The organism is Pseudomonas sp. P4_C1 (assembly GCF_056402155.1).
In genome coordinates, this window is record NZ_JBFUHY010000003.1 from 181,074 (window position 1) to 205,916 (window position 24,843).

Sequence of the window (24,843 nt, forward strand, 5' to 3'; positions counted from 1 at the left end):
TGATTTGCTCCTTTGGTTTTAGAAGAGTACTGCCGTCCCACCTGATTTATTATCTGGGCGGCTCTTTCTTTTTGTGTCGGCGCAAACTTATATCACGCCGACAATGTTGGCGATACTTGCGTATCTAACCTTTCGCCTTCTTTACGACCCTGTCGCAAATAGCGTGCTAGATGTCGCAAATTTCCAGCTCCAGCGCAACCGGGCTGACAACTTTAATGCTGTTTTCCGAGCCTTGGCGCCGGTAAAAAGAGTCCTGGTGAAACGTTTGAATCTCCATCGGGCTACCTTGCCACTGTATTTTTTGCCTGAAAACCCCCACTTCCAGCGGGTGTCACATCAGGTGATGTTGGGTATGAATGCAACAAGCGTGCACAAAATTGATTTTTTTGCAGTTTTTTTAAATTTGACTGTCTGACGCTGTAAAAACCTCATAAAACCGGGGGGCAAGCGCGTTTGGTTTGGGCTTGACGCCTTGCCTGGCATCATGTTGCACCCTTCTGGTCGACTGCCTTACAAACAAAAATGTTACCGGTTCACCCCACCAGTGAGTAAATGGCGGATGTCGAAGCACTCAGCGTAGACCTACTGTGCGGTTTTGGTGCAAAAAATTTTTAGCCTTGTGCTGAATTCATTCCTGTTGACCGCTTGTCTGGCGTGAACTCTTCGTTGCGAATCAGTCATTTCGGCGTTTTTTGCCGGCTGATCGGTTCTGTAGTGGTGCGCGGCGGCGAAAAATGTCTCATTCGGGGGCGGGTGTCAGCTTTTCGCAGGCGCTCGTGACCTCTGTGCAAGGTTCGTCGTGAAGCATGCGCCGTTCGCAGGTATGCTGCCGTCCGGTCGTTTGGCGCGCCGTCCCGTCAGGATGAGCGCTAAGCTGAAAAATGATGATCCGGCGGGAGTGCGCACAGTGTTCGCTTTAGATCCACGACTTCAACAAGATACGTTACCGATCGGGGACTTTCCGCTCTGCCGGTTGCTGCTGTCCAACGATTCGAACTATCCCTGGTTCATCCTGGTACCTCGTCGCGAGGCTATCAGCGAGATATTTCAGTTGGATGTCGCAGATCAGCAACAGCTTTGGCAGGAAACAACTGTGCTTTCGCAAGTGCTCAAGGACTCGTTCGACGCGGACAAATTGAATGTTGCGGCGCTGGGCAACGTTGTAAGTCAGTTGCATATGCATGTGATTGTGCGCAAGCGCGAAGATGCCGCCTGGCCAGCGCCGGTTTGGGGTAAGCATCCGGCAAAACCCTACAACCCGGAGCAGATCGCCGCTATTCGCGAACGTTTGCGCCTGATTTTGACCGATGATTTTACGTTTCTGGAGGGCTGAACCATGAGCCTGGAAGAACGCGTTACCGAGCTTGAAAGCCGCCTGGCCTTTCAGGATGACACCATCCAGGCATTGAATGATGTGCTGGTGGCGCAGCAGCGGGTGGTCGAGCGTCTACAGCTGCAAATGGCTGCGCTGCTCAAGCGGCAGGAGGAAATGGTCGGCCAGTTCGAGTCGTTCGAAGAGGAAGCGCCGCCGCCGCACTATTAATCAACGCGCAGGCATAAAAAAACCGCGGACAGCTCGGCTGTGCGCGGTTTTTTTTAGCCTTGAGTCAGCGGCGCGGCAGTGCGGCGATCACATCTTCGGCTTGCAGGCCCTTGTCACGATTCATGACGGAGAACTCCACGCGCTGGCCTTCGACCAGGACACGGTGGCCTTCACCGCGAATGGCCCGGAAGTGGACGAAGATATCGTCACCGGAGTCGCGGGAGATGAAGCCGAAGCCTTTGGATGTGTTGAACCACTTGACGGTGCCGGTATCGCGGTTGCTCATGTCGTAGCTTGGCGAGGCGGCGGCCGGTGACGATTTGTAGAAGCAGATGCCCAAGTGCAGGGCAACAGCGATCAGGGCTGCGACCAGGCTGAACAGTACGGCGGGTTGACCGGCGATAACGGGCATCGGTGCGATCAGCGTCAGGGTTTGCAGGACCACGCTCAGAACCAGCAAGGCGCTGACCAGGTTTTGCAGTTGGTGGCGCGGGCCTTTGTTCCAGTAAGGGATGACAGGCGCAAGTGTAAGGTTGAGCAGGCCGAAAAAGGCCAGGTACAGTGCGTCGGATTGTTGCAGGTAAGGTAAGGCTTCGGATTGCAGGCTAGGGATGAAGGACAGCAGCAAGGCCGCTGCGCCTATCAACAGATGGACGATTTTCAACATTTTGATTAACTCACGTTAAGACAGTTCACAAGGAAGAGCTGATGGCGCACGGTTCGCTTCAAGATAATAAAGAGGCGTTGGACACGTACCCGGTATCAGCCTATGCGCCGTGCCCGGAAAAAATAGACACTGGCGACACGCCGTCTATTTAACAGCAAAGCCGCAGGCTACTCAAATCAGGGCGTCCGGCGGCTCGTTTGAGGCGATTTGCCGCAGATTGGTCGAAGTTAGAGGCTGCGATACGGCGGCAGGCTTGCTAGAGCGGTTGGGCGCCTGCTGGATGAAGCTCATCACCTTTGGGGGGGGATTCAATCGGCCGCATCGACCGATTGGCTAAATCTTTCAGTGGGTGTTTCTTAGTGTTCGCGCTCTTCTTTCCTACGCCATTCAATCCTGTGCTTCTGAAGGGGGCGTCACTTCGCTGCGTGGGAAATTGTCCGGAGTAGGACGTTCTCCAGTATCTGCCAAGAGTTGTTGGCTTGTCCTACGTCGAAGGTCAGGAATTCGTCTGGCTATGCCTCTGCGCCTGCGTTTTTATATGTCGACAGACAGTTGCTTTTAACGAAACCAGGATGGCAAAGGAGTGTCAGCGTTATGGTTTATGAACGGCAAGAAGAGGGGCGATACGGTTCGCACAGGGATGTAAGGGTCGATCCGTTTGTTCGTGAGTTCGATATGGGGCTGGCCCAGCCCTTGTCCCGCTCGGTGCGATTGAATGGCTTCGCCACCTGTTTGCGGCTTGAACAGGTTTATTGGGATATTTTGGGAGAGATGGCCCGGGCCAATGGTTGCACGGTCAGTAGTCTGTTATCTCACGTGGATCGCGAAGTTCACTTGCGTCACGGTGGGGTAAAGAACTTCAGTGGATTGGTGCGGGTTGTCTGTGTTGTGCACAGTCTCAAGGAAGGGGGTTTCACCGTCACGGCCTAGCCCAGGGCGGCGAAAGCAGCAGAGTGTCGGTCTGTGCAGTCTTACGGCTGCACAGGCCGCATTTAATGGATATAATCCCGCTCTTTGCCGCAAAACCCTGCGTATGCGGTAGCAATCTGATCGCCGAGACAACCTCCATGCCGATGTACGATTATCAATGTGCTTCCTGTGGTCATCAGTTGGAAGCCATTCAAAAGATCAGCGATGCACCGCTGGTCGACTGCCCTGCCTGTCAGGCGCCGGAGCTTAAAAAGTTACTGTCCATGCCTGGCTTCCGCCTCAGCGGCACGGGTTGGTACGAAACCGATTTCAAGACCGGTTCCAAGAAGAACCTGGCCGGCGGCGACAAAGCTGACTAAGGTCTGGAACCTGAGTTGAACGACACGCGTGCTCTTGCATCACCCGGCGACTTTTTTAAAGGCGGGGCTGCTGTAGGATCTCCACCGAATTTCGAATTACGAGAAGTGAAACCACGACCATGATGCGCAGCCATTATTGCGGCCAACTGAACGAAAGCCTGGACGGCCAGGAAATTACCCTTTGCGGATGGGTCCATCGTCGCCGTGACCACGGTGGGGTGATTTTCCTCGATATCCGTGATCGTGATGGTCTGGCCCAGGTCGTGTTCGATCCGGACCGCGCTGAAACCTTCGCCGCAGCCGATCGCGTGCGCAGCGAGTACGTCGTCAAGATCACCGGCAAGGTTCGCCTGCGTCCGGCCGGTGCGACCAACGCCAACATGGCGTCGGGCATGATCGAAGTCTTGGGTTACGAGCTGGAAGTGCTGAACGAATCGGAAACCCCGCCGTTCCCGTTGAACGAGTTCTCCGACGTCGGCGAAGAAACCCGCCTGCGCTATCGCTTCCTCGACCTGCGTCGCCCGGAAATGGCCGAGAAGCTGCGTCTGCGTTCGCGCATGACCACCAGCATCCGCCGCTTCCTGGACGAGAACGGCTTCCTCGACGTCGAGACGCCGATCCTGACCCGTGCCACCCCGGAAGGCGCGCGCGACTACCTAGTGCCGAGCCGTACTCATGCCGGTTCGTTCTTCGCCCTGCCGCAATCGCCGCAGCTGTTCAAGCAACTGCTGATGGTGGCCGGCTTCGACCGCTACTACCAGATCGCCAAGTGCTTCCGTGACGAAGACCTGCGGGCCGACCGTCAGCCGGAATTCACCCAGATCGACATCGAGACCAGCTTCCTCGATGAAAAAGAGATCATGGGTCTGACCGAGCAAATGATCCGCAACCTGTTCAAGGAAGTGCTGGATCTGGAATTCGGCGATTTCCCGCACATGACCTTCGAAGAAGCCATGCGCCGCTACGGTTCCGACAAGCCAGACCTGCGTAACCCTCTGGAACTGGTGGACGTGGCCGATCAGCTCAAGGAAGTCGACTTCAAGGTGTTCAGCGGCCCGGCCAACGACCCGAAATGCCGCATCGCCGCCTTGCGCGTACCTGGCGGGGCGAGCATGCCGCGTAAGCAGATCGACGATTACACCAAATTCGTCGGCATCTACGGTGCCAAGGGCCTGGCGTACATCAAGGTCAACGAGCGCGCTGCCGGTGTTGAAGGCCTGCAATCGCCGATCGTGAAAAACATCCCTGAGGCCAACCTCAACGTGATCCTCGATCGCGTCGGTGCGGTCGACGGCGATATCGTGTTCTTCGGCGCCGACAAGGCGAAGATCGTCAGCGAAGCCCTGGGTGCGCTGCGAATCAAGCTCGGCCACGACCTGGACCTGCTGACCTGCAAGTGGGCGCCAATGTGGGTCGTCGACTTCCCGATGTTCGAAGAAAACGATGACGGCAGCTTCACCGCCTTGCACCACCCGTTCACCGCACCGAAGTGCACCCCGCAAGAGCTGGAAGCCAACCCGGCTGGCGCTCTGTCCCGTGCCTACGACATGGTGTTGAACGGTACCGAACTGGGTGGCGGTTCGATCCGTATCCACCGTAAAGAAATGCAACAGTCGGTGTTCCGTCTGCTGGGCATCAACGAAGCGGAACAGGAAGAGAAATTCGGCTTCCTGCTCGACGCCCTGAAATACGGCGCGCCGCCGCACGGTGGCCTGGCCTTCGGTCTGGACCGTCTGGTGATGCTGATGACCGGCGCCCAGTCGATCCGTGAAGTGATCGCCTTCCCGAAAACCCAGAGCGCGGCGGATGTCATGACCCAGGCGCCGGGCCAGGTGGATGCCAAGGCATTGCGCGAGCTGCACATTCGTCTGCGTGAAACGCCTAAGGCCGAGTAAGGTTGACCTGAAGGGCGCATCTGCGGATGCGCCCTTTCTTTATAGTTAGAGCTGTTCAAGACTATTGTTTGTCGGCCGGCGCGATGCAGCGCAGCGGGCAATGTTTCAAAGAGAATTCGGAGCAAGTTATGGCAGGTCATTCCAAGTGGGCGAATATCAAGCACCGCAAAGAACGTCAGGATGCCAAGAGGGGCAAGATCTTCACCAAGTGGATTCGTGAGCTGACCGTCGCTGCCCGTCAGGGTGGTGGTGATCCTGGCTCCAACCCGCGTCTGCGCCTGGCTCTGGACAAGGCCCTGGGTGCCAACATGAGTCGCGACATCATCGATCGTGCTGTCGCCCGCGGTACCGGCGCTGCCGACACGGACGACGTGGTCGAGTTGACCTACGAAGGTTACGGTCCGGGCGGCGTGGCGGTGATGGTCGAATGCATGACCGACAACCGTAATCGCACCGCAGCCGCCGTTCGTCACGCGTTCAGCAAGTGCGGTGGCAACCTCGGGACTGATGGTTCGGTAGCCTATCTGTTCGAACGCAAGGGGCAGATCTCCTTCACGGCCGGCGTTGACGAAGATGCACTGATGGAAGCGGCCATGGAAGCCGACGCTGATGACGTGGTGACCAACGAAGACGGTTCTATCGACGTTTTCACCTCGTTTGCCGGGTTCTATTCCGTGCGTAACGCACTGGAAGCGGCGGGTTTCAAAGGTGATGACGCGGAAATCGTCATGTTGCCGACCACCAGCGCCGAACTCGATCTGGAAGGCGCCGAGAAAGTCCTCAAGCTGATCGATATGCTCGAAGATCTGGACGACGTGCAAAACGTCTATTCCAACGCGGAGATTCCGGAGTCGGTGGCCGCACAGCTCGGTTAAGGGCAACTAAGATCCACTGTGGGAGCTGGCTTGCCAGCGATGGCGTCGGCACATTGAACAATGATGGTGCCTGACACTCCGTCATCGCTGGCAAGCCAGCTCCCACAGTGGTTATTTGCTGTATTGAAATTCGTGCCTTTACTGACTCCGCAGGCGTTATGACTTTAATTCTTGGTATCGACCCCGGTTCGCGCATCACCGGTTACGGTGTGGTTCGTGATACCGGCCGTGGCTGTGAGTACGTCGCCTCCGGTTGTATCCGCACCGGCGCCGGCGAGCTGCATGAGCGACTGCAGATTGTCTATCGCGGGGTGCGGGAGATCATTCAGACTTACCATCCGGTGACCATGGGGATCGAAAAGGTGTTCATGGCCCGTAACGCCGATTCCGCCCTGAAACTGGGGCAGGCCCGTGGCGCCGCGATCGTGGCAGGTGCCGAGGAAAGCCTGGAAATTGCCGAATACACCGCAACCCAGGTCAAGCAGGCGGTCGTGGGCACCGGTGCGGCCAACAAGGAGCAGGTGCAAATGATGGTCATGCACATGCTCAAGCTCACCAGCAAGCCGCAGATCGATGCCTCGGACGCCCTGGCCATTGCCATCTGCCATGCTCATACCCGTTCCAGCCTGCTGCCCCATGGCCTGGGAGCTGCACGCAGTCGTGGCGGGCGCCTGCGTCTCTGATAGCATCAGCAATCATTTTTATGGAGTGGGGGCGTTTCGCCTGGGTTGTCGGCGGCATTCCCTCGCTCTATCAGTCGCTGGCCCAGAGCTGGCCAACGCTCAAGGATTTGTAACGTGATTGGACGTTTGCGCGGCACCCTGGCTGAGAAGCAGCCTCCGCATCTGATTCTGGATGTAAATGGCCTGGGCTATGAACTCGAAGTGCCCATGACGACCCTTTACCGCTTACCGTCGGTCGGTGAGCCGCTGACCTTGCACACCCATTTGGTCGTGCGCGAAGACGCACAGTTGCTCTATGGTTTTGTCGGCAAGCGTGAGCGCGACTTTTTTCGCGAGTTGATCCGCCTCAATGGTGTCGGGCCGAAACTGGCGCTGGCCTTGATGTCGAGCCTGGAAGTCGACGAACTGGTTCGTTGCGTACAGTCCCAGGACACGTCGGCGCTGACCAAGGTCCCGGGTGTCGGCAAGAAAACCGCCGAACGCTTGCTGGTGGAGCTCAAGGATCGCTTCAAGGCCTGGGAAACCGTACCGGCCATGTTCGCCCTGGTGCCGAACCAGCCGGATGGGCCGGCCCCGGTGAACACTGCTGAAAACGACGCGGTCAGCGCGCTGATTTCCCTGGGCTACAAGCCGCAGGAAGCCAGCAAGGCGATTTCTGCAATCAAAGAGAAAGGTTTGAGCAGCGAAGACATGATCCGCCGCGCCTTGAAGGGAATGATCTAAGTGATTGAAGCTGATCGTCTGATCGCTGCCGCGCACAGTCCGCGTGAGCGCGAAGAAGTCCAGGACCGGGCGATTCGCCCAGTCAGCCTGGCCGAATACATTGGCCAGCCGACCGTTCGCGAGCAGATGGAGTTGTTCATTCAAGCCGCTCGCGGTCGTAACGAATCCCTGGATCACACGCTGATCTTCGGGCCGCCGGGCTTGGGCAAGACCACCCTTGCCAACATCATCGCCCAGGAAATGGGCGTATCGATCAAGAGCACCTCGGGGCCGGTGCTGGAGCGCCCCGGTGACCTGGCGGCGCTGTTGACCAACCTTGAGCCTCACGATGTGCTGTTTATCGACGAAATCCATCGCCTGTCGCCCATCGTTGAAGAAGTGCTGTACCCGGCCATGGAGGATTTCCAGCTCGACATCATGATTGGTGAGGGCCCGGCCGCGCGTTCGATCAAGCTGGATCTGCCGCCGTTCACCCTGGTGGGCGCAACAACGCGGGCGGGGATGCTCACCAATCCGTTGCGTGACCGTTTCGGTATCGTCCAGCGTCTTGAGTTCTACAATACCGCCGACCTGTCGACGATTGTCAGTCGTTCGGCGAGCATCCTCGGTTTGCCGCTGGACCCGGAAGGCGCCTTCGAAATCGCCCGCCGTGCCCGTGGCACCCCGCGGATCGCCAACAGGCTGCTGCGCCGGGTGCGCGATTTCGCCGAAGTTCGCGCCAAGGGGCATATCACCAAGCCGATTGCCGACCTGGCGCTGAATCTGCTGGACGTCGACGAACGTGGTTTCGATCACCAGGACCGGCGTCTGTTGTTGACCATGATCGAGAAGTTCGACGGTGGGCCAGTCGGGGTCGACAGCCTGGCCGCCGCCATCAGCGAAGAGCGTCACACCATTGAAGACGTGCTGGAGCCTTACCTGATCCAGCAGGGTTACATCATGCGCACGCCTCGGGGGCGGGTGGTGACGCGGCATGCCTACCTGCATTTCGGTTTAAACATTCCGTCACGATTGGGCGAAATGCCCGTGGCAGACGAGTTTCTCGACGCTGCTGACGATTAATTAACATTGCGTGCTGATTTTTTCGGGCAATGTAGGGTCCCAGGACCGTACTTTCACGTGAAAGCCACAGAACAATGAAAAACAGTTGCCATGCCGGATTGGCAACCTGAGGAGTAAGCACTAGAGTATGCGCGCGCAAAACGGGCTTGAGCCTTTCGCACATCGCTGTCGCGTTTATTACGAGGACACCGATGCAGGGGGCATCGTGTATTACGTTAATTACCTCAAGTTTATGGAACGGGCTCGAACCGAGCGGCTACGAGATCTGGGCTTTGCCCAATCGCAGCTGGCAGGGGAGGACCTGTTGTTCGTCGTGCATTCCAGCGAAGCGCGCTACCACGCGCCGGCGCGACTGGATGACGAACTGCTGGTAAGCGCTGAAGTAATCGAATTGAACCGTGCCAGCCTGCGCTTCAAGCAGCAGGTCAGGCGGGCAACGGATAATGCACTGCTCTGCGAAGGGCAGTTTCTGGTGGCCTGTGTGCGCACTGAAAGTTTGAAACCCCGGGCCATTCCCGAAGCTCTACGAGCGGCCTTTGCCGACGTGAGCGGCGCGGGTACACACTCAAAGCAGGAGATAAAGCGTGGAAGCTAACGTCGTCGACCATTCCTCCATGTGGAGCCTGGTCAGCAATGCCAGTATCGTGGTGCAACTGGTAATGCTGATCCTGGTAGCCGCATCGGTGACCTCGTGGATCATGATCTTTCAGCGCAGCAACCTGCTGCGCGCCGGTCGACGTGCCCTGGAGAGCTTTGAAGAGCGCTTCTGGTCGGGTATCGACCTGTCCAAGCTGTACCGTCAGGCTGGCAGCAACCCGGACCCTGACTCGGGCGTCGAGCAAATCTTCCGTGCCGGTTTCAAGGAATTCTCCCGTCTGCGCCAGCAGTCGGGCGTTGATCCGGAAGCAGTCATGGAAGGTGTGGCCCGTGCCATGCGCGTCGCCATTTCCCGCGAAGAAGAAAAGCTCGAGCAGAGCCTGCCCTTCCTGGCCACTGTCGGTTCCGTCAGCCCGTACATCGGTCTGTTCGGTACCGTCTGGGGGATCATGAACTCCTTCCGTGGTCTGGCGACTGCCCAGCAAGCGACCCTGGCCACTGTGGCCCCGGGTATCGCCGAAGCACTGATCGCCACGGCGATCGGTCTGTTCGCTGCCATTCCAGCCGTTATCGCTTACAACCGTTTTGCTGCTCGCAGCGAAACCTTGCTGGGCCGCTACTACACCTTCGCCGACGAGTTCCAGGCGATCCTGCACCGCAAAGTGCACACCAGCGAAGAATAAGCAGGTAATTTCCAATGGCTTTAATCGCTCGAGCTCGCAAAAAGCGCAAGCCGGTCGCCGAGATGAACGTGGTGCCTTACATCGACGTGATGTTGGTGCTGCTGGTCATCTTCATGGTGACCGCGCCGATGCTCAATCAGGGCGTGAAAGTTGATCTGCCCAAGGTTTCCAGCGAAGCCTTGCCGCAGGACAACAACACCCAGGTCCTGACCATTTCCATCAAATCCGACAAGACCTACTACTGGAACCTTGGCAGCGAAGTCGACACCGAAAAGCAGCAGGATCGGGCCATGACCCTGCCGCAGATGACTGACGCGGTGACCAAGATCATTCGCGTCGGCAACGAAGGCGGCAAGCGTACCCAGGTCTTCATTCGCGGCGACAAGAGTGTCGATTACGGCTCCGTCATGGGCGCCATGGGCGGGTTGCAGAAAGCCGGGGTCGGTAATGTTGGCTTGATTACCGAGGCGCCCTGATGCAGCAACAGCGAGAGCCGTCCGCCTCGGAAAGCTACTTCTGGCCTAGTGTCTGGGCGATTGGCTTGCATGTGCTGGTGTTCGGCATGCTGTTCGTCAGCTTTGCCTTTACCCCGGAACTGCCGCCGGCCAAGCCGATTGTCCAGGCGACCTTGTACCAGCTGAAATCGAAAAGTCGGGCGACCACCCAGACCAATCAGAAGATTGCCGGTGAGGCGCAGAAATCTGCTGCGCGTCAGACCGAAGTCGAGCAGATGGAGCAGAAAAAGGTCGAGCAGGAAGCGGTGAAGGCTGCGGAACAAAAGAAAGAAGAGGCGGCTCAAAAGGCCGAAGAAGCCAAGAAGGCCGACGAGGCGAAGAAAGCAGACGAGGCGAAAAAGGCTGATGAAGCCAAGAAAGCCGACGATGCGAAGAAAACCGCGGAAGCCAAGAAGGCAGAAGAGAAACAATTGGCTGATATAGCCAAGAAGAAAGCCGAAGAAGAAGCCAAGAAGGCTGCTGAAGAAGAGGCCAAGAAAGCGGCCGCTGAAGAAGCCAAGAAAAAGATTGTCGAAGACGCGAAGAAGAAAGCCGCGGAAGACGCCAAGAAGAAAGCTGAAGCTGAAGAGGCGAAGAAGAAAGTCGCCGAGGAAGCGAAGAAGAAAGCTGCTGCCGATGCTGCGAAGAAGAAATCGCAGGACGCGGCGCGTAAATCCGCCGAAGACAAAAAGGCCCAGGCCTTGGCAGATTTGCTTTCCGACACGCCGCAGCGTCAGCAGGCCTTGGCCGATGAGCAGGGCGACGAAGTCGCCGGCAGCTTCGATGACCTGATTCGTGCGCGTGCAGCGGAAGGCTGGGCTCGTCCACCTTCGGCACGCAAAGGCATGACGGTCGTATTGCAAATCGGCATGTTGCCGGACGGTACGGTGACTTCGGTCAGCGTGTCCAGGTCCAGTGGCGACGGTCCGTTTGACGCCTCGGCTGTTGCAGCGGTGAAGAATATTGGACGTTTGACAGAAATGCAGGGAATGAAGCCGAGTGATTTCGCTCCGTATCGTTCATTCAAGATGACATTCACACCTGAGGATCTAGCCTTGTGAGAAACCTTCTACGAGGAATGCTGGTCGTTATCTGCTGCATGGCAGGGATGGCGATGGCAGATGAGAAAAACATTCTGGTTACCAGCGGCAGCGATCGGGCGACCCCGATCGCCGTTGTGCCGTTCGGTTTCCAGGGTGGTAGCGTGCTGCCGGACGACATGGCGGAAATCATCGGTAACGACCTGCGTAACTCGGGTTACTACTCGCCGCTTCCAAAACAGAACATGATCAGCCAGCCGAGCCAGGCCAGCGAAATCATCTTCCGTGACTTCAAGGCGCTGGGTGCCCAGTACGTCATGGTCGGCAGCATTGTGCCGGCGGGCGGTCGCCTGCAGGTGCAATACGCACTGTTCAACGTGGCCACCGAGCAGCAAGTGCTGACCGGCAGCGTGTCGGGCGGCGTCGATCAGTTGCGCGATATGGCGCACTACATCTCTGACCAGTCGTTCGAGAAACTCACGGGTATCAAGGGTGCCTTCTCGACTCGCCTGCTGTATGTAACGGCCGAGCGTTTCTCCGAGAACAACACTCGCTACACCTTGCAACGTTCGGACTACGACGGTGCCCGCGCCGTGACCCTGCTGCAGTCGCGTGAGCCGATCCTGTCGCCGCGTTTCGCACCGGATGGCAAGCGCATCGCTTATGTCTCCTTCGAGCAGAAGCGTCCACGCATCTTCATGCAGAACATCGACACCGGTCGCCGTGAGCAGATCACCAACTTCGAAGGCCTGAACGGTGCACCGGCCTGGTCGCCGGATGGTCAGCGCCTGGCGTTCGTACTGTCGAAAGACGGCAACCCGGACATCTATGTGATGAACCTGGGTTCGCGTCAGATCAGTCGCGTCACCAACGGTCAAGGTATCAACACCGAACCGTTCTGGGGCAAGGATGGCTCGACCATCTACTTCACTTCCGACCGTGGCGGCAAGCCGCAGATCTACAAGACCAGCGCGGGTGGTGGCGGTGCAGAGCGTGTGACGTTCGTCGGTAATTACAACGCCAACCCTAAACTGTCGGCTGATGAAAAGACGCTTGTCATGATTCACCGTCAGGATGGCTTCACCAATTTCAAGGTGGCGGCCCAGGATTTGCAGCGCGGTAGTGTAAAGATCCTCACTGATAGCACTCTGGACGAGTCGCCCACTGTCGCGCCCAACGGCACCATGGTAATCTACGCCACCCGCCAGCAGGGCCGGGGAGTCTTGATGCTCGTGTCCATCAATGGACGCGTAAGGCTCCCGCTTCCTACCGCACAAGGCGAAGTCAGAGAACCTTCCTGGTCCCCTTTCCTGAACTGACGCGGCGCTATACGTTGTACTTAACACACTGGGGTTCATTAGGAGTTTCACGATGGAAATGCTGAAGTTTGGTAAATTTGCTGCGCTGGCACTGGCCATGGCTGTAGCTGTAGGTTGCTCGTCCAAAGGCGGCGACAATGCCGGTGAAGGCGCGGTAGATCCAAACGCTGGTTACGGCGCAAACACTGGTGCAGTTGACGGCTCCCTGAGCGAAGAAGCTGCACTGCGCGCTATCACCACTTTCTACTTCGAATACGACAGTTCGGACCTGAAGCCAGAAGCCATGCGCGCTCTGGACGTTCACGCCAAAGACCTGAAAGCAAACGGCGCTCGCGTTGTTCTGGAAGGCAACACCGACGAACGTGGTACTCGTGAGTACAACATGGCACTGGGCGAGCGTCGTGCGAAAGCCGTTCAGCGCTACCTGGTACTGCAAGGCGTTTCCCCAGCTCAGCTGGAACTGGTTTCCTACGGCGAAGAGCGTCCAGTTGCTACCGGCAACGACGAGCAGTCCTGGGCTCAAAACCGTCGCGTCGAACTGCGTAAGTAATTCGTCATGCGAACGTGCCGTCGTGCTGTAACTGTTTTGGCTCTCAGCCTCGCACCGCTTGCGGTGTGGGCTGCGGTTCCTGTGGTCGAGGACAACTCCGGCTATAACAATAGCGGGAGCAGTTATCCGCCTGCGGGTTACGGTACGAACGGCGCCTATGCCGGGGGAGGGGTTTCGACTCCTGTCTCGGCACAGGGCCAGCTGTTCAACCAACTGCAACAAATGCAGGAACAGATCTCGCGCCAACAGGGTGTGATCGAAGAACTGCAAAATGATGTAGCGCGCATGAAGCAGGAAAACCTGGAGCGATACCAGGATCTTGATCGGCGCATAGGAACCGGCGTTGCACCAGCCGCGAGTCCTCAAAATTCTTCCACCGGTGGCGAATTGAACGCCGCAGGTGCGGCAGCTGGCGCAGCCGCTGCTCAAGCACCCGCCGCAAGTAGCGAACCGGCAGATCCGGCGAAGGAAAAGCTCTATTACGATGCTGCTTTCGACCTGATCAAGGCCAAGGATTTCGACAAGGCCAGCCAGGCTTTCGCCGCATTCCTGCGCAAATACCCGAATAGCCAATACGCGGGCAATGCCCAGTACTGGTTGGGCGAAGTAAACCTGGCCAAAGGCGATCTGCAAGGTGCAGGTCAGGCATTTGCCAAGGTTTCGCAGCTGTATCCGAAGCACGCCAAAGTGCCTGATTCGCTGTACAAGCTCGCTGATGTGGAACGCCGCCTGGGTCATACCGACCGGGTCAAAGGTATTCTGCAGCAGGTTGTGTCGCAATATCCGGGCACTTCCGCCGCTCAACTGGCCCAACGCGATCTGCAGAAAATGTAAGCCTGCTTGACCCGTTTTGAAGAAACCCGCGCTTGTCGCGGGTTTTTTCGTTAGAATTCACACCCTTTTTCTGAAACACGCTTTTTGGGATCTGCGCATTGCCGGGGTTCCTTGAAGTGCCTGACGGAGGCGGACAGCCTGTTTAGCTGTTACGCCCGTGGCGACTATGCAAGACACATTGAGAATCACCGAAGTTTTCTACTCGTTGCAGGGTGAAACTCGGACTGCCGGGCTGCCCACTGTTTTTGTGCGCCTGACCGGTTGTCCGTTGCGTTGCCAATACTGCGACAGCGCCTACGCGTTCACCGGCGGGACCATCCGCACCCTCGACGATATCCTCGAGCAGGTCGCCGGTTTTCGTCCGCGATACGTCTGTGTCACGGGCGGCGAGCCCCTGGCGCAACCCAACGCCATTCCCTTGCTCAAGCGTCTGTGTGACGCCGGTTACGAAGTGTCACTGGAAACCAGTGGTTCTATTGATATCTCGGCAGTAGATTCCCGGGTCAGTCGTGTTGTCGACCTGAAAACCCCGGGTTCGAAGGAAGCGCACCGTAACCGCTACGAAAACATCGAGCTGCTCACGCCCAACGATCAGGTGAAGTTTGTCATCTGCTCGCGGGAGGACTATGACTGGTCCGTTTCCAAGCTGATCCAGTACGGTCTTGACCTGCGTGCCGGCGAAGTCCTGTTCTCGCCAAGTCACCATGATCTCAATGCCCGGGACCTGGCGGACTGGGTGGTGGCGGACAATCTGCCAGTGCGTTTGCAATTGCAGCTGCATAAATATCTATGGAATGACGAGCCGGGGCGCTGAAATGACTGAACAACTCAATACTGCTGAAAAACGTGCGGTCATCCTGCTGTCCGGTGGCCTGGACTCGGCGACCGTCGTGGCCATGGCGCGTGCCGAAGGCTACAGCTGCTACACCATGAGCTTCGACTACGGTCAGCGGTCTCACGCTGAACTGTACGCCGCCGAGCGTGTGGCGCAGGACCAGGGTGTGGTCGAGCACAAGGTGATCGGTCTGAACCTGAACGGCATGGGCGGCTCGGCGCTGACCGACAGCAGCATCGACATTCCGGAAGAGGCGGGTGAGGGCATTCCGGTGACTTACGTGCCTGCGCGTAACACGGTGTTCCTGTCCCTGGCCCTGGGCTGGGCTGAAGTGCTCGGTGCACGCGACATCTTCATCGGCGTCAATGCGGTGGACTACTCCGGTTACCCGGACTGCCGTCCCGAGTTCATTGAGTCGTTCGAACGCATGGCCAACCTGGCAACCAAAGCTGGCGTGGAAGGCAATGGCTTCCGCATTCAGGCACCCCTGCAAAACCTCAGCAAGGCGCAGATCGTTCAGGCCGGCGTGAAGCTTGGCGTGAACTACGGGCTGACCGTTTCCTGCTATCAGGCCGACGATGAAGGCCGTGCGTGCGGCAAGTGCGACAGCTGCCGACTGCGTGCAGAGGGCTTTGCGGCAGCCGGAATCAGCGATCCAACCCCTTATTTTTGATTTATTTCAAAATAGGTGTTGAATAGTCCTTAAAAATCAGTATTATACGCGCCACCACACAGCGGGTCGTTAGCTCAGTTGGTAGAGCAGTTGGCTTTTAACCAATTGGTCGTAGGTTCGAATCCCACACGACCCACCATTTTTGGCGGTTTAGAAAATCCGGAAGGCCCACGCAAGTGAGGATTTCCGGGTTTTTTTTTGCCTGCGATTCAGTCTTGCCTCGCTGCGGGCTACGTCCTGTGACACAAGTCAGAATCATCTTTTGCATCCGCCGGTTATTCTGTAGCCTTGCCCAGCTTCAACGCTGTCCGTGCCTGATGAATACCCACTTTCCCGGCGGTACCCCGATGGGTCCGGAGCCGGGTGTATACTCGACTTTCGCGCGAATGCGCCTGCAGGTCTTGCGAACATGACGCAGATTTCCGAACGCCTTCTGGTTCAAGCCCACCTCGACGCCAAACAGCCCAAACCGCTGACCGCCGATGAAGAGGCTTATTACCGTGCTGCCATCGCTGCCGAGCTCAAGGCTCAGGACGCGGTGCTGGTGGCCCACTTCTATTGTGACCCTGTCATTCAGGCGCTGGCCGAAGAAACGGGCGGTTGTGTCTCCRATTCGCTGGAGATGGCCCGCTTCGGCAATGCCCATCCAGCCAAGACCGTGGTCGTCGCCGGCGTGAAGTTCATGGGCGAGACCGCCAAGATCCTCAACCCGGAAAAGCGCGTGCTGATGCCGACACTCGAAGCGACCTGTTCGCTCGACCTGGGTTGCCCGGTGGACGAGTTTTCCGCGTTCTGCGATCAACACCCGGAGCGTACGGTGGTGGTGTACGCCAACACCTCCGCTGCGGTAAAGGCTCGAGCGGATTGGGTCGTGACTTCAAGCTGTGCGCTGGAAATCGTCGAGAGCCTGATAGACAACGGCGAGACCATCATCTGGGGCCCGGACAAGCACCTGGGTACCTACATCCAGCGCCAGACCGGTGCCGACATGTTGCTATGGGACGGTGCCTGCATCGTTCACGAAGAGTTCAAGTCCAAGCAGCTTGAAGACATGAAGGCGCTGTACCCGGATGCAGCGATTCTGGTGCACCCGGAGTCGCCGACATCGGTGATTGAACTGGCCGATGCCGTGGGTTCCACCAGTCAGTTGATCGCGGCGGCACAGAGCCTGCCGAACAAGACGCTGATCGTGGCGACCGACCGCGGCATCTTCTACAAGATGCAGCAGCTGTGCCCGGACAAGGTCTTTATCGAAGCCCCGACGGCAGGTAACGGCGCGGCGTGCCGCAGTTGTGCGCATTGCCCGTGGATGGCCATGAACACCCTTGAACGCACGCTCAAGGCGTTGAAGGAAGGGTCGAACGAGATCTTTGTCGACCCGGCGCTGATCCCTCAGGCGATCCGGCCGCTCAAGCGCATGCTTGATTTCACCCAGGCGGCGCGGATGAAGCTGGCCGGTAACGCCTGAGATCTTTCAATCAGGCCCAAAATAACTGTGGGAGCGAGCTTGCTCGCGATAGCGGTGTATCAGTCACCATTGAAGTTGACTGACACTACGCCATCGCGAGCAGGCTCGCTCCTACAGTGGTTTCTGCGTCAGGAAATTATTTGGTCTTCTTCGGAACCCGCACCAGTTCGGTATTGGAATACATGTCATGCCAGCTGCGTTTCTGTTTGTCGAACAACGACCAGAAGAATCCCAGACCAACACACAGCAACGAAGCAAGCGACACCACAAAGCGCAGTAGCGCTTGCCACAGGCTGATGGATGAGCCATCGGCGTTCTGCACGCGGATGCACCAGACTTGCATGCCGAGGGTCTGACCAGACCAGGTCCAGAATTTGGCGAAGAAGCCGAACAATACGAACAGCAGCACTGTGGAGAGCAGAGGATCACCGTCCAGCGCACCCGCTTCGGTCAGGGTGCGCATCCTTTCTTCGCCGATGATCGCCATCTGGATCATCTTGTAGATGCCGCTTGTGACGATCAGCAGGGCGGTACACAGCAGGAAATCATAGAACATGGCTGCCAGACGGCGACCCAGACCAGCGGCAGGAAAATCGCCCTGGGGGGTAAGCAGGTGTTTCGACATGACAGGCTCTCGGCGAAAAAGAAGCCATTTTACGGATTTGCGCGCACAAAAAAGCCCCTGATGTCAGCATCAGGGGCTTTTTCGTTACAGAAGATTAACCTTCCGCTTGTACTTCGTCAGCCTGCATGCCTTTCTGGCCCTGCACAGCGATGAAAGTCACTTTCTGGCCTTCTTTCAGGCTCTTGAAGCCGTTGCCCTGGATGGCGCGGAAATGCACGAACAGATCCGGACCGCTTTCAGGAGTGATAAAACCAAAACCTTTCTCGTCGTTAAACCACTTGACGGTACCGCTCTGACGTTGGGACATTTCTTATTTCCTTTGACGCAAAAATTAATGACAGTCTCTTTCTCATGAAAGAGTACTGGGGCTGGTTGCAGGAGAGTAAGAAGACGTCGAACGGGATGTAGCTAACTTGTAGGCTACTGCCCAGGTCACGATTCCAAGCGACCCATGCAAACACAGTGAACAAACTCTACGCCAACTACGGGAGAAAAAACAAGCCCCGTGAAGGCCCCGTATTTCCTCAGGTTGATGGCATTTAGTCAGTCCACTAGTGGGGCCTTATACGCTAGCGTTGTTCAATTGCTTTCGATCGTTATAAGCAAAGTTCATAATCGAAGCTTAGAGCCAAACAATGCACTATTTTATGGCGGTTGCGTTACACATTAGTGCACCGTTAACGCAACCGCGTTACTTATAGGAACATTCAATCAGCCGCGATAGTAGCGTTGTGGAACAAATGGCATTTTGCTTACAAGCAAAGGCACCTTTTTCCCACGAACGATCGCCCAAACGGGTGTGTCCAGTGCGATATAAGCGCTGTCGACATAACCCATGGCCAGCGGCGCGCCCAGGGTCGGTCCGAAACCACCGCTGCAGACACTACCGATGATGTCGCCGGCTTCGTTGACGATCTCGGCGCCTTCGCGCACTGGCGTGCGTTCCTGCGGTAACAGGCCGACGCGTTTGCGGTTCACACCGGCCTGTTGCTGAGTGAATACGGTTTCGGCGCCCGGGAAGCCACCAGCCCGCGCACCATCGGCACGACGTGGCTTGGAGATCGCCCACAGCAGGCTCGCTTCGATTGGGGTGGTGTCGGTGTTCATGTCGTGGCCGTACAGGCACAAACCCGCTTCCAGGCGCAGGGAGTCGCGAGCGCCAAGGCCGATGGCAGCCACTTCCGCTTCAGCCAGCAGCGCACGGGCCAGGGCTTCGGCGTTGACGGCCGGCACGGAAATTTCGAAACCGTCTTCACCGGTGTAACCCGAGCGGCTGACAAAGCAGTCCACGCCCAGCAGTTTCACGCGGGCGAACTGCATGAAGGTCATCTTCGCAACCGAAGGGGCCAGACGTGCCAGTACAGTAACTGCCGCCGGGCCTTGCAGGGCGAGCAGGGCGCGCTCTTCGAACAGCGGCTCGATCGTGCACTGGTCGCCAATGTGCTGGCGCAGGTGGGCCAGGTCCTGATCCTTGCACGCGGCGTTGACCACCAGGAACAGTTCTTCGTTACCCAGGTTGGCGACCATCAGGTCGTCAAGGATGCCGCCGGTCGCATTGGTGAACATGGCGTAGCGCTGCATACCCACCGGCAGGTCGATGATGTCCACCGGCACCAGGGTTTCCAGGGCCTTGGCGGCATTGGCGCCGGTCAGGCGGATCTGGCCCATGTGCGAGACATCGAACAGCCCGGCCTGGTCGCGGGTGTGCTGGTGTTCTTTCATCACGCCCAGCGGGTATTGCACGGGCATGTCGTAGCCGGCGAACGGCACCATGCGCGCGCCGAGTTCGATGTGCAGTGCGTGCAGCGGGGTTTTCAACAGTTGTTCGGTGGACATATTCAGCTCCTGAAGAAGGGTGCAGATGAGCGCGCTTCAGCACTCGATAATGTTGACCGCCAAACCGCCACGGGCGGTTTCCTTGTATTTGCTTTTCATGTCGGCGCCGGTCTGGCGCATGGTACGGATGACCTTGTCGAGGGAGACGAAGTGTTGCCCGTCGCCGCGCATGGCCATGCGCACGGCATTGATGGCCTTGACCGAGCCCATGGCGTTGCGCTCGATGCAAGGCACTTGCACCAGCCCGCCAATCGGGTCGCAGGTCAGCCCGAGGTTGTGTTCCATGCCGATTTCCGCGGCGTTCTCCACTTGTTGCACGGTGCCGCCAAGCACTTCGCACAAGGCACCGGCGGCCATCGAGCAGGCGACGCCGACTTCGCCCTGGCAGCCGACTTCGGCGCCGGAGATCGAGGCGTTTTCCTTGTACAGAATGCCGATGGCTGCGGCAGTGAGCAGAAAACGCACCACGCCGTCGTCATTGGAGCCTTGGATAAAGCGCATGTAGTAGTGCAACACCGCTGGAATGATCCCCGCTGCACCGTTGGTGGGCGCGGTTACGACGCGCCCGCCGTTGGCGTTCTCCTCGTTGACCGCCAGCGCGTAGAGATTGACCCAGTCGAGCACCGACAACGGGTCGCGCAAAGACGATTCCGGGTTCTTGCACAATTGCCGATGCAGCGCGGCGGCCCGGCGTTTGACCTTCAGCCCGCCAGGCAGGATGCCTTCATTGCGGCATCCGGCGGCGACGCAGTCCTGCATCACTTGCCAGATTTTCAACAGGCCGGCGCGGGTTTCCGCTTCCGGACGCCAGGCGCTTTCGTTGGTCAGCATCACCTGGCTGATCGACAGCCCATATTTGACGCAATGACCGAGAAGATCCTTGGCGCTTTTGAACGGGAAGGTCAGGGGTGTGGCGTCTTCGACGATGCGGTCGGCGCCGGCGGCGTCCTCATCGACCACAAAACCGCCGCCGACCGAGTAGTATTCGCGACTGCGGATCTGCAGGCCCGCCGTGTCGAAGGCGCGAAAAATCATGCCGTTGGGGTGATACGCCAACGGTTTGCGAATCATCGCCAGGTGTTCTTTCTCGTTGAACGCAATGCTGTGTTCACCGAGCAGGTTCAAGCGTCCGTTGCCGCGGATTTCTTGCAGGCGCGCGGCGACGGTTTCCGTATCCACGGTGTCCGGGTGCTCGCCTTCCAGGCCCAGCAGCACGGCCTTGTCACTGCCGTGGCCTTTGCCGGTGGCGCCGAGCGAGCCGTACAGCTCGACTTTGACGCAGGTGGTGGCCGGCAGCAGCCCTTCACGGCGCAGGCCTTCGACGAAACGCGCAGCGGCGCGCATCGGGCCGACGGTGTGAGAGCTGGAGGGGCCGATGCCAATCTTGAACAGGTCGAACACGCTTAACGACATGGTGGTTCTCCGGTTTCTTGTTATGGGAATTCACGGAATCGGGAGGTTGGCGCAATTCACTGTGGGAGCGAGCTTGCTCGCGATGATGGTCTGACATTCACCATAGATGTCGACTGAAAGACCGCTATCGCGAGCAAGCTCGCTCCCACAGAGGACTGTGGTGTTTTTGCAAAAAGGGGGCGGGATCAACCGCCCCCTCATTGGTTTAAGCGTAGCTTTCGATCGACGGGCAGGCGCAGACCAGGTTGCGGTCGCCAAACACGTTGTCGACGCGACCGACCGGTGGCCAGTACTTGCCTTCGATCAGCGACGCAACCGGGTAAACCGCTTGCTCGCGGCTGTACGGGTGAGCCCACTCGCCCACCAGTTCCTTGGCGGTGTGCGGCGCGTTTTTCAGCGGGTTGTCGTCCTTGTCCAGGGTGCCGTTTTCCACTGCGCGGATTTCTTCGCGGATGCGGATCATGGCGTCGCAGAAGCGGTCCAGCTCTTCCTTGGATTCGCTTTCGGTCGGCTCGATCATCAACGTGCCGGCTACCGGGAACGACATGGTCGGCGCGTGGAAACCGAAGTCGATCAGGCGCTTGGCCACGTCGTCGACACTGATGCCGCTGCTGTCTTTCAGCGGACGCAGGTCGAGGATGCACTCGTGCGCCACCAGGCCATTGCTGCCGGTGTACAACACTGGATAGTGCTCTTCGAGGCGACGGGAAATGTAGTTGGCGTTGAGGATCGCCAGCTGCGATGCACGCTTGAGACCCGCGCCACCCATCATGCGAATGTACATCCAGGTGATCGGCAGAATGCTCGCGCTGCCGAACGGTGCCGCGCAAACGGCGCCTTCCTTGCGCTCCATCTGTGCGTGGCCCGGCAGGAATGGCGCCAGGTGCGATTTCACACCGATCGGGCCGACGCCCGGGCCGCCACCGCCGTGGGGGATGCAGAAGGTCTTGTGCAGGTTCAGGTGCGAAACGTCGCCGCCGAACTTGCCCGGGGCGCAGAGGCCGACCATGGCGTTCATGTTGGCGCCGTCGATGTACACCTGGCCGCCGTTGTCATGAACGATGCCACAGATTTCGCGGATGCCTTCTTCGAACACGCCGTGGGTCGACGGGTAGGTGATCATAAGCGCGGCGAGGTGTTCGCGGTGCTCGATGGCCTTGGCGCGCAGGTCTTCGATGTCGACGTTGCCGCGGGCATCGCAGGCGGTGACGACGACACGCATGCCGGCCATCTGTGCGGTGGCGGGATTKGTGCCGTGGGCCGACGACGGGATCAGGCAGATGTCGCGACGGTCTTCGCCACGGCTCTGGTGGTAGGCACGGATCGCCAGCAGACCTGCGTATTCACCCTGGGAGCCGGCGTTCGGTTGCAGCGAAACCGAGTCGTAGCCAGTCGCAGCGCAAAGCATGGCTTCCAGCTCGTCGGTCAATTGCTGATAACCGGCGCTTTGCTCGGCCGGGGCGAACGGGTGCAGGGCGCCGAACTCGGCCCAGGTCACCGGGATCATTTCGCTGGCGGCGTTGAGTTTCATGGTGCACGAACCCAGCGGGATCATGGTGCGGTCCAGCGCCAGGTCCTTGTCCGCCAGTTTGCGCAGGTAACGCATCAGCTCGGTTTCCGAGTGATAGCGGTTGAATACCGGGTGGCTGAGGATCGGCGACTGACGTACCAGCGCGGCCGGGATGGTGCTGGTGACCGAAGCGGCGAGAGCGGCGAAGTCCGGCAGGGCCTTGCCGTCGGACAGCAGGCTCCACAGGATTTCAACGTCGGCCTGAGTGGTGGTTTCGTCCAGGGACAGGCCCAGGCGCTCGCCATCGACCACGCGCAGGTTGATGCGCTGGGCGTACGCCTTGTCGTGCAGGGCGGCGGTTTGAGCACCGGTCTTCACGGTCAGGGTGTCGAAGAAGCTCGCTTGCTCGACGTTCAGGCCCAATGTGCTCAAGCCTTTGGCCAGGATTGCAGTCAGGTGATGCACACGATTGGCGATCTGCGTCAGGCCTTTCGGACCGTGGTACACGGCATACATGCTGGCGATGTTGGCCAGCAGTACTTGCGCGGTGCAGATGTTGCTGGTGGCTTTCTCGCGACGGATGTGTTGTTCGCGGGTCTGCATGGCCAGGCGCAGGGCCGGGTTGCCGAAACGGTCTACGGAGACACCGACCAGACGGCCCGGCATGTCGCGCTTGAACGCATCCTTGGTGGAGAAGTACGCAGCGTGCGGGCCACCGAAGCCCAGCGGCACGCCGAAGCGTTGTGCACTGCCGATGGCCACGTCGGCACCGAATTCGCCCGGTGCGGTCAGCACGGTCAGAGCCAACAGGTCGGCAGCCACGGCTACCAGGGCGTTGGCGGCGTGGAAGCGTTCGGTCAGTTCGCGGTAATCGAACACGTCACCGTTGCTCGCCGGGTATTGCAGCAGCGCGCCGAAGAACGGCGTCACGTCAGTCAGCTCGCGCTCGTCGCCAACCACCACGTCGATGCCCAAAGGCTCGGCACGGGTGCGCAGCACGTCGAGGGTTTGCGGGTGGCAATGCACGGAAGCGAAGAAGGCGTGGCTGCCCTTGTTCTTGCTCAGGCGTTTGCAGAAGGTCATGGCTTCGGCAGCGGCGGTGGCTTCGTCCAGCAGGGAGGCGTTGGCGATCGGCAGGCCGGTAAGGTCGCTGATCAGGGTCTGGAAGTTCAGCAGCGCTTCGAGACGACCCTGGGAAATTTCTGGCTGGTACGGGGTGTAGGCGGTGTACCAGGCCGGGTTTTCCAGCAGGTTGCGCAGGATCGGCGACGGCGTGTGGGTGCCGTAGTAACCCTGGCCGATGAAGGTCTTGAACAGCTGGTTTTTAGTCGCGATGGACTTGATCAGGGCCAGGGCATCGGCTTCGCTCAGGCCGTCTTCCAGGCCGAGGACGCTGGTGCCCTTGATGCTGTCGGGAATCACGCTGGCGCTCAGGGCTTCCAGGGAGTCGAAGCCGAGGCTGTTGAGCATGGCTTGCTCGTCACCGGCGCGCGGGCCGATATGACGGGCGATGAATTCGTTGGCGGTGGTCAAATTGATTTGAGTCATGTCAGCGCTCCTCAGGCTTCGGCTTGGGCTTTGATCAGGCGGTCGTAGGCGTCTTGATCCAGCAGTTGGGCGACTGCCGAGGCGTCGCTTGGCTGGAAGCGGAAGAACCAGCCTTCGCCCAGCGGATCTTCGTTGACCAGCTCAGGGCTGCTGTCCAGCGCCGGGTTCACTTCCAGCACTTCGCCGTCCAGCGGCATGTACACGCCGCTGGCAGCCTTTACCGATTCCACGGTGGCGGCTTCGGCGCCTTTGTCGTAGGACTGCAGCTCAGGCAGTTGAACGAAAACCACGTCGCCCAGGGCGTTCTGTGCGAAAGCGGTGATGCCGACCGTGACGCTGCCGTCAGCTTCGGTGCGCAGCCATTCGTGATCTTCAGTAAAACGCAACTCGCTCATGGAAACTCCTAAGGGGCCAGACTCGTCTGGTGGACGCGATTGAATGCTTGGGCGATGCCCTGGTTGTGGAGGTCTACATAGCAAGAACGCGGCCAACGTTGTTTTATCGTTATTGATCAATGATTTAGGTGGTTTCGATAACCGCTGAAATGCGCTCACTGTAGCGAAATCGATACGGCATGGGTCGTGGATAAAAGCCGAGGTGGATCAAAGCCTTGCGCAGGCGCGATCGGAGAGGGGTGTAGCGATATCGTTCCGCTGTAGCGCTTTCAGTACAGGTGGAGGT

27 protein-coding genes and 1 tRNA gene are annotated in these 24,843 nt (G+C 58.6%); 21 read left to right on the plus strand and 7 right to left on the minus strand.

Annotated features, from left to right (window positions below; genetic code table 11):
• The first annotated feature begins 73 nt into the window (after positions 1-73).
• The 3 genes from AC1DU9_RS03300 (at position 74) to AC1DU9_RS03310 (ending at position 1,543) form a co-directional block, all read left to right on the plus strand.
• On the plus strand, positions 74-415 hold the full coding sequence (locus tag AC1DU9_RS03300; protein ID WP_223459493.1) for a hypothetical protein: 342 nt from the start codon (positions 74-76) through the stop codon (positions 413-415).
• Between the two features lie 492 nt (positions 416-907).
• The gene (locus AC1DU9_RS03305) at positions 908-1,333 is read left to right on the plus strand and encodes an HIT domain-containing protein (RefSeq protein WP_223459530.1); all 426 of its coding nucleotides are present in this window, start codon (positions 908-910) and stop codon (positions 1,331-1,333) included.
• Positions 1,334-1,336: 3 nt separating this feature from the next.
• The gene (locus AC1DU9_RS03310) at positions 1,337-1,543 is read left to right on the plus strand and encodes a SlyX family protein (RefSeq protein ID WP_008052459.1); all 207 of its coding nucleotides are present in this window, start codon (positions 1,337-1,339) and stop codon (positions 1,541-1,543) included.
• Between the two features lie 64 nt (positions 1,544-1,607).
• Here AC1DU9_RS03310 and AC1DU9_RS03315 read toward each other — a convergent pair whose 3' ends face one another.
• Positions 1,608-2,210 (minus strand): cold-shock protein, encoded by a 603-nt coding sequence (locus tag AC1DU9_RS03315; protein WP_317851116.1) that lies wholly within the window; start codon positions 2,208-2,210, stop codon positions 1,608-1,610.
• A gap of 594 nt (positions 2,211-2,804) precedes the next feature.
• Here AC1DU9_RS03315 and AC1DU9_RS03320 point away from each other — a divergent pair.
• The 18 genes from AC1DU9_RS03320 (at position 2,805) to nadA (ending at position 17,230) form a co-directional block, all read left to right on the plus strand.
• The gene (locus AC1DU9_RS03320; RefSeq protein WP_477809730.1) at positions 2,805-3,140 is read left to right on the plus strand and encodes a ribbon-helix-helix domain-containing protein; all 336 of its coding nucleotides are present in this window, start codon (positions 2,805-2,807) and stop codon (positions 3,138-3,140) included.
• A gap of 137 nt (positions 3,141-3,277) precedes the next feature.
• Positions 3,278-3,499, plus strand: coding sequence for an FmdB family zinc ribbon protein (locus tag AC1DU9_RS03325; protein WP_032829812.1), 222 nt, complete (start codon positions 3,278-3,280; stop codon positions 3,497-3,499).
• Between the two features lie 119 nt (positions 3,500-3,618).
• Entirely contained in the window at positions 3,619-5,394 is a 1,776-nt protein-coding gene (aspS, locus tag AC1DU9_RS03330) for an aspartate--tRNA ligase (RefSeq protein WP_108215097.1), read from the plus strand.
• Between the two features lie 128 nt (positions 5,395-5,522).
• Complete coding sequence (locus tag AC1DU9_RS03335) at positions 5,523-6,269, plus strand: YebC/PmpR family DNA-binding transcriptional regulator (protein WP_223459489.1); 747 nt, start codon at positions 5,523-5,525, stop codon at positions 6,267-6,269.
• 158 nt (positions 6,270-6,427) lie between these two features.
• Positions 6,428-6,952, plus strand: coding sequence for a crossover junction endodeoxyribonuclease RuvC (gene ruvC, locus AC1DU9_RS03340; protein ID WP_008015799.1), 525 nt, complete (start codon positions 6,428-6,430; stop codon positions 6,950-6,952).
• A 114-nt stretch (positions 6,953-7,066) separates the two neighbouring features.
• Positions 7,067-7,675: a Holliday junction branch migration protein RuvA gene (gene ruvA, locus AC1DU9_RS03345; protein WP_056852661.1), complete on the plus strand. Its 609-nt coding sequence runs from the start codon at positions 7,067-7,069 to the stop codon at positions 7,673-7,675.
• Positions 7,676-8,737, plus strand: coding sequence for a Holliday junction branch migration DNA helicase RuvB (gene ruvB / locus AC1DU9_RS03350; protein WP_223459487.1), 1,062 nt, complete (start codon positions 7,676-7,678; stop codon positions 8,735-8,737).
• A gap of 127 nt (positions 8,738-8,864) precedes the next feature.
• Positions 8,865-9,332, plus strand: coding sequence for a tol-pal system-associated acyl-CoA thioesterase (gene ybgC / locus AC1DU9_RS03355; protein ID WP_057713518.1), 468 nt, complete (start codon positions 8,865-8,867; stop codon positions 9,330-9,332).
• Positions 9,322-10,017 carry a protein TolQ gene (tolQ, locus tag AC1DU9_RS03360; RefSeq protein ID WP_007897030.1) on the plus strand — a complete coding sequence of 232 codons (696 nt, stop codon included), beginning with the start codon at positions 9,322-9,324 and terminating at the stop codon, positions 10,015-10,017. Before ybgC ends, tolQ begins: the two co-directional genes overlap by 11 nt.
• Positions 10,018-10,040: 23 nt before the next feature.
• A complete protein-coding gene (tolR, locus tag AC1DU9_RS03365; protein ID WP_162135951.1) occupies positions 10,041-10,493 on the plus strand; it encodes a protein TolR in 453 nt (150 codons plus the stop codon).
• Positions 10,493-11,572, plus strand: coding sequence for a cell envelope integrity protein TolA (gene tolA / locus AC1DU9_RS03370; RefSeq protein WP_223459484.1), 1,080 nt, complete (start codon positions 10,493-10,495; stop codon positions 11,570-11,572). The genes tolR and tolA overlap by 1 nt, the downstream gene beginning before the upstream one ends.
• A 17-nt stretch (positions 11,573-11,589) precedes the next feature.
• Positions 11,590-12,870 carry a Tol-Pal system beta propeller repeat protein TolB gene (tolB, locus tag AC1DU9_RS03375; protein WP_223459528.1) on the plus strand — a complete coding sequence of 427 codons (1,281 nt, stop codon included), beginning with the start codon at positions 11,590-11,592 and terminating at the stop codon, positions 12,868-12,870.
• A gap of 52 nt (positions 12,871-12,922) precedes the next feature.
• The gene (gene pal / locus AC1DU9_RS03380) at positions 12,923-13,420 is read left to right on the plus strand and encodes a peptidoglycan-associated lipoprotein Pal (RefSeq protein WP_003178634.1); all 498 of its coding nucleotides are present in this window, start codon (positions 12,923-12,925) and stop codon (positions 13,418-13,420) included.
• A gap of 6 nt (positions 13,421-13,426) precedes the next feature.
• A complete protein-coding gene (gene ybgF, locus AC1DU9_RS03385; protein ID WP_477809731.1) occupies positions 13,427-14,254 on the plus strand; it encodes a tol-pal system protein YbgF in 828 nt (275 codons plus the stop codon).
• A gap of 166 nt (positions 14,255-14,420) precedes the next feature.
• Positions 14,421-15,068 carry a 7-carboxy-7-deazaguanine synthase QueE gene (gene queE, locus AC1DU9_RS03390; RefSeq protein WP_008047363.1) on the plus strand — a complete coding sequence of 216 codons (648 nt, stop codon included), beginning with the start codon at positions 14,421-14,423 and terminating at the stop codon, positions 15,066-15,068.
• Position 15,069: 1 nt separating this feature from the next.
• Positions 15,070-15,762, plus strand: a complete 693-nt coding sequence (gene queC, locus AC1DU9_RS03395; protein WP_223459480.1) for a 7-cyano-7-deazaguanine synthase QueC — start codon at positions 15,070-15,072, stop codon at positions 15,760-15,762.
• A 63-nt stretch (positions 15,763-15,825) separates the two neighbouring features.
• Positions 15,826-15,901 (plus strand) — tRNA-Lys (locus AC1DU9_RS03400).
• 270 nt (positions 15,902-16,171) lie between these two features.
• Complete coding sequence (gene nadA / locus AC1DU9_RS03405; RefSeq protein ID WP_477809732.1) at positions 16,172-17,230, plus strand: quinolinate synthase NadA; 1,059 nt, start codon at positions 16,172-16,174, stop codon at positions 17,228-17,230.
• 136 nt (positions 17,231-17,366) lie between these two features.
• Here nadA and AC1DU9_RS03410 read toward each other — a convergent pair whose 3' ends face one another.
• The 6 genes from AC1DU9_RS03410 to gcvH all read right to left on the minus strand — a co-directional run bounded on the left by AC1DU9_RS03410 (position 17,367) and on the right by gcvH (position 24,557).
• Entirely contained in the window at positions 17,367-17,855 is a 489-nt protein-coding gene (locus tag AC1DU9_RS03410) for an RDD family protein (protein ID WP_223459478.1), read from the minus strand.
• A gap of 94 nt (positions 17,856-17,949) precedes the next feature.
• The gene (locus AC1DU9_RS03415) at positions 17,950-18,162 is read right to left on the minus strand and encodes a cold-shock protein (RefSeq protein WP_007931076.1); all 213 of its coding nucleotides are present in this window, start codon (positions 18,160-18,162) and stop codon (positions 17,950-17,952) included.
• Between the two features lie 404 nt (positions 18,163-18,566).
• Positions 18,567-19,691 carry a glycine cleavage system aminomethyltransferase GcvT gene (gene gcvT, locus AC1DU9_RS03420; protein WP_223459476.1) on the minus strand — a complete coding sequence of 375 codons (1,125 nt, stop codon included), beginning with the start codon at positions 19,689-19,691 and terminating at the stop codon, positions 18,567-18,569.
• A gap of 36 nt (positions 19,692-19,727) precedes the next feature.
• Positions 19,728-21,104, minus strand: a complete 1,377-nt coding sequence (locus AC1DU9_RS03425; RefSeq protein WP_223459474.1) for an L-serine ammonia-lyase — start codon at positions 21,102-21,104, stop codon at positions 19,728-19,730.
• Positions 21,105-21,309: 205 nt separating this feature from the next.
• Positions 21,310-24,162, minus strand: coding sequence for an aminomethyl-transferring glycine dehydrogenase (gene gcvP, locus AC1DU9_RS03430; RefSeq protein WP_223459472.1), 2,853 nt, complete (start codon positions 24,160-24,162; stop codon positions 21,310-21,312).
• 11 nt (positions 24,163-24,173) lie between these two features.
• The gene (gene gcvH, locus AC1DU9_RS03435) at positions 24,174-24,557 is read right to left on the minus strand and encodes a glycine cleavage system protein GcvH (protein WP_008047373.1); all 384 of its coding nucleotides are present in this window, start codon (positions 24,555-24,557) and stop codon (positions 24,174-24,176) included.
• Positions 24,558-24,843: the final 286 nt, after the last annotated feature.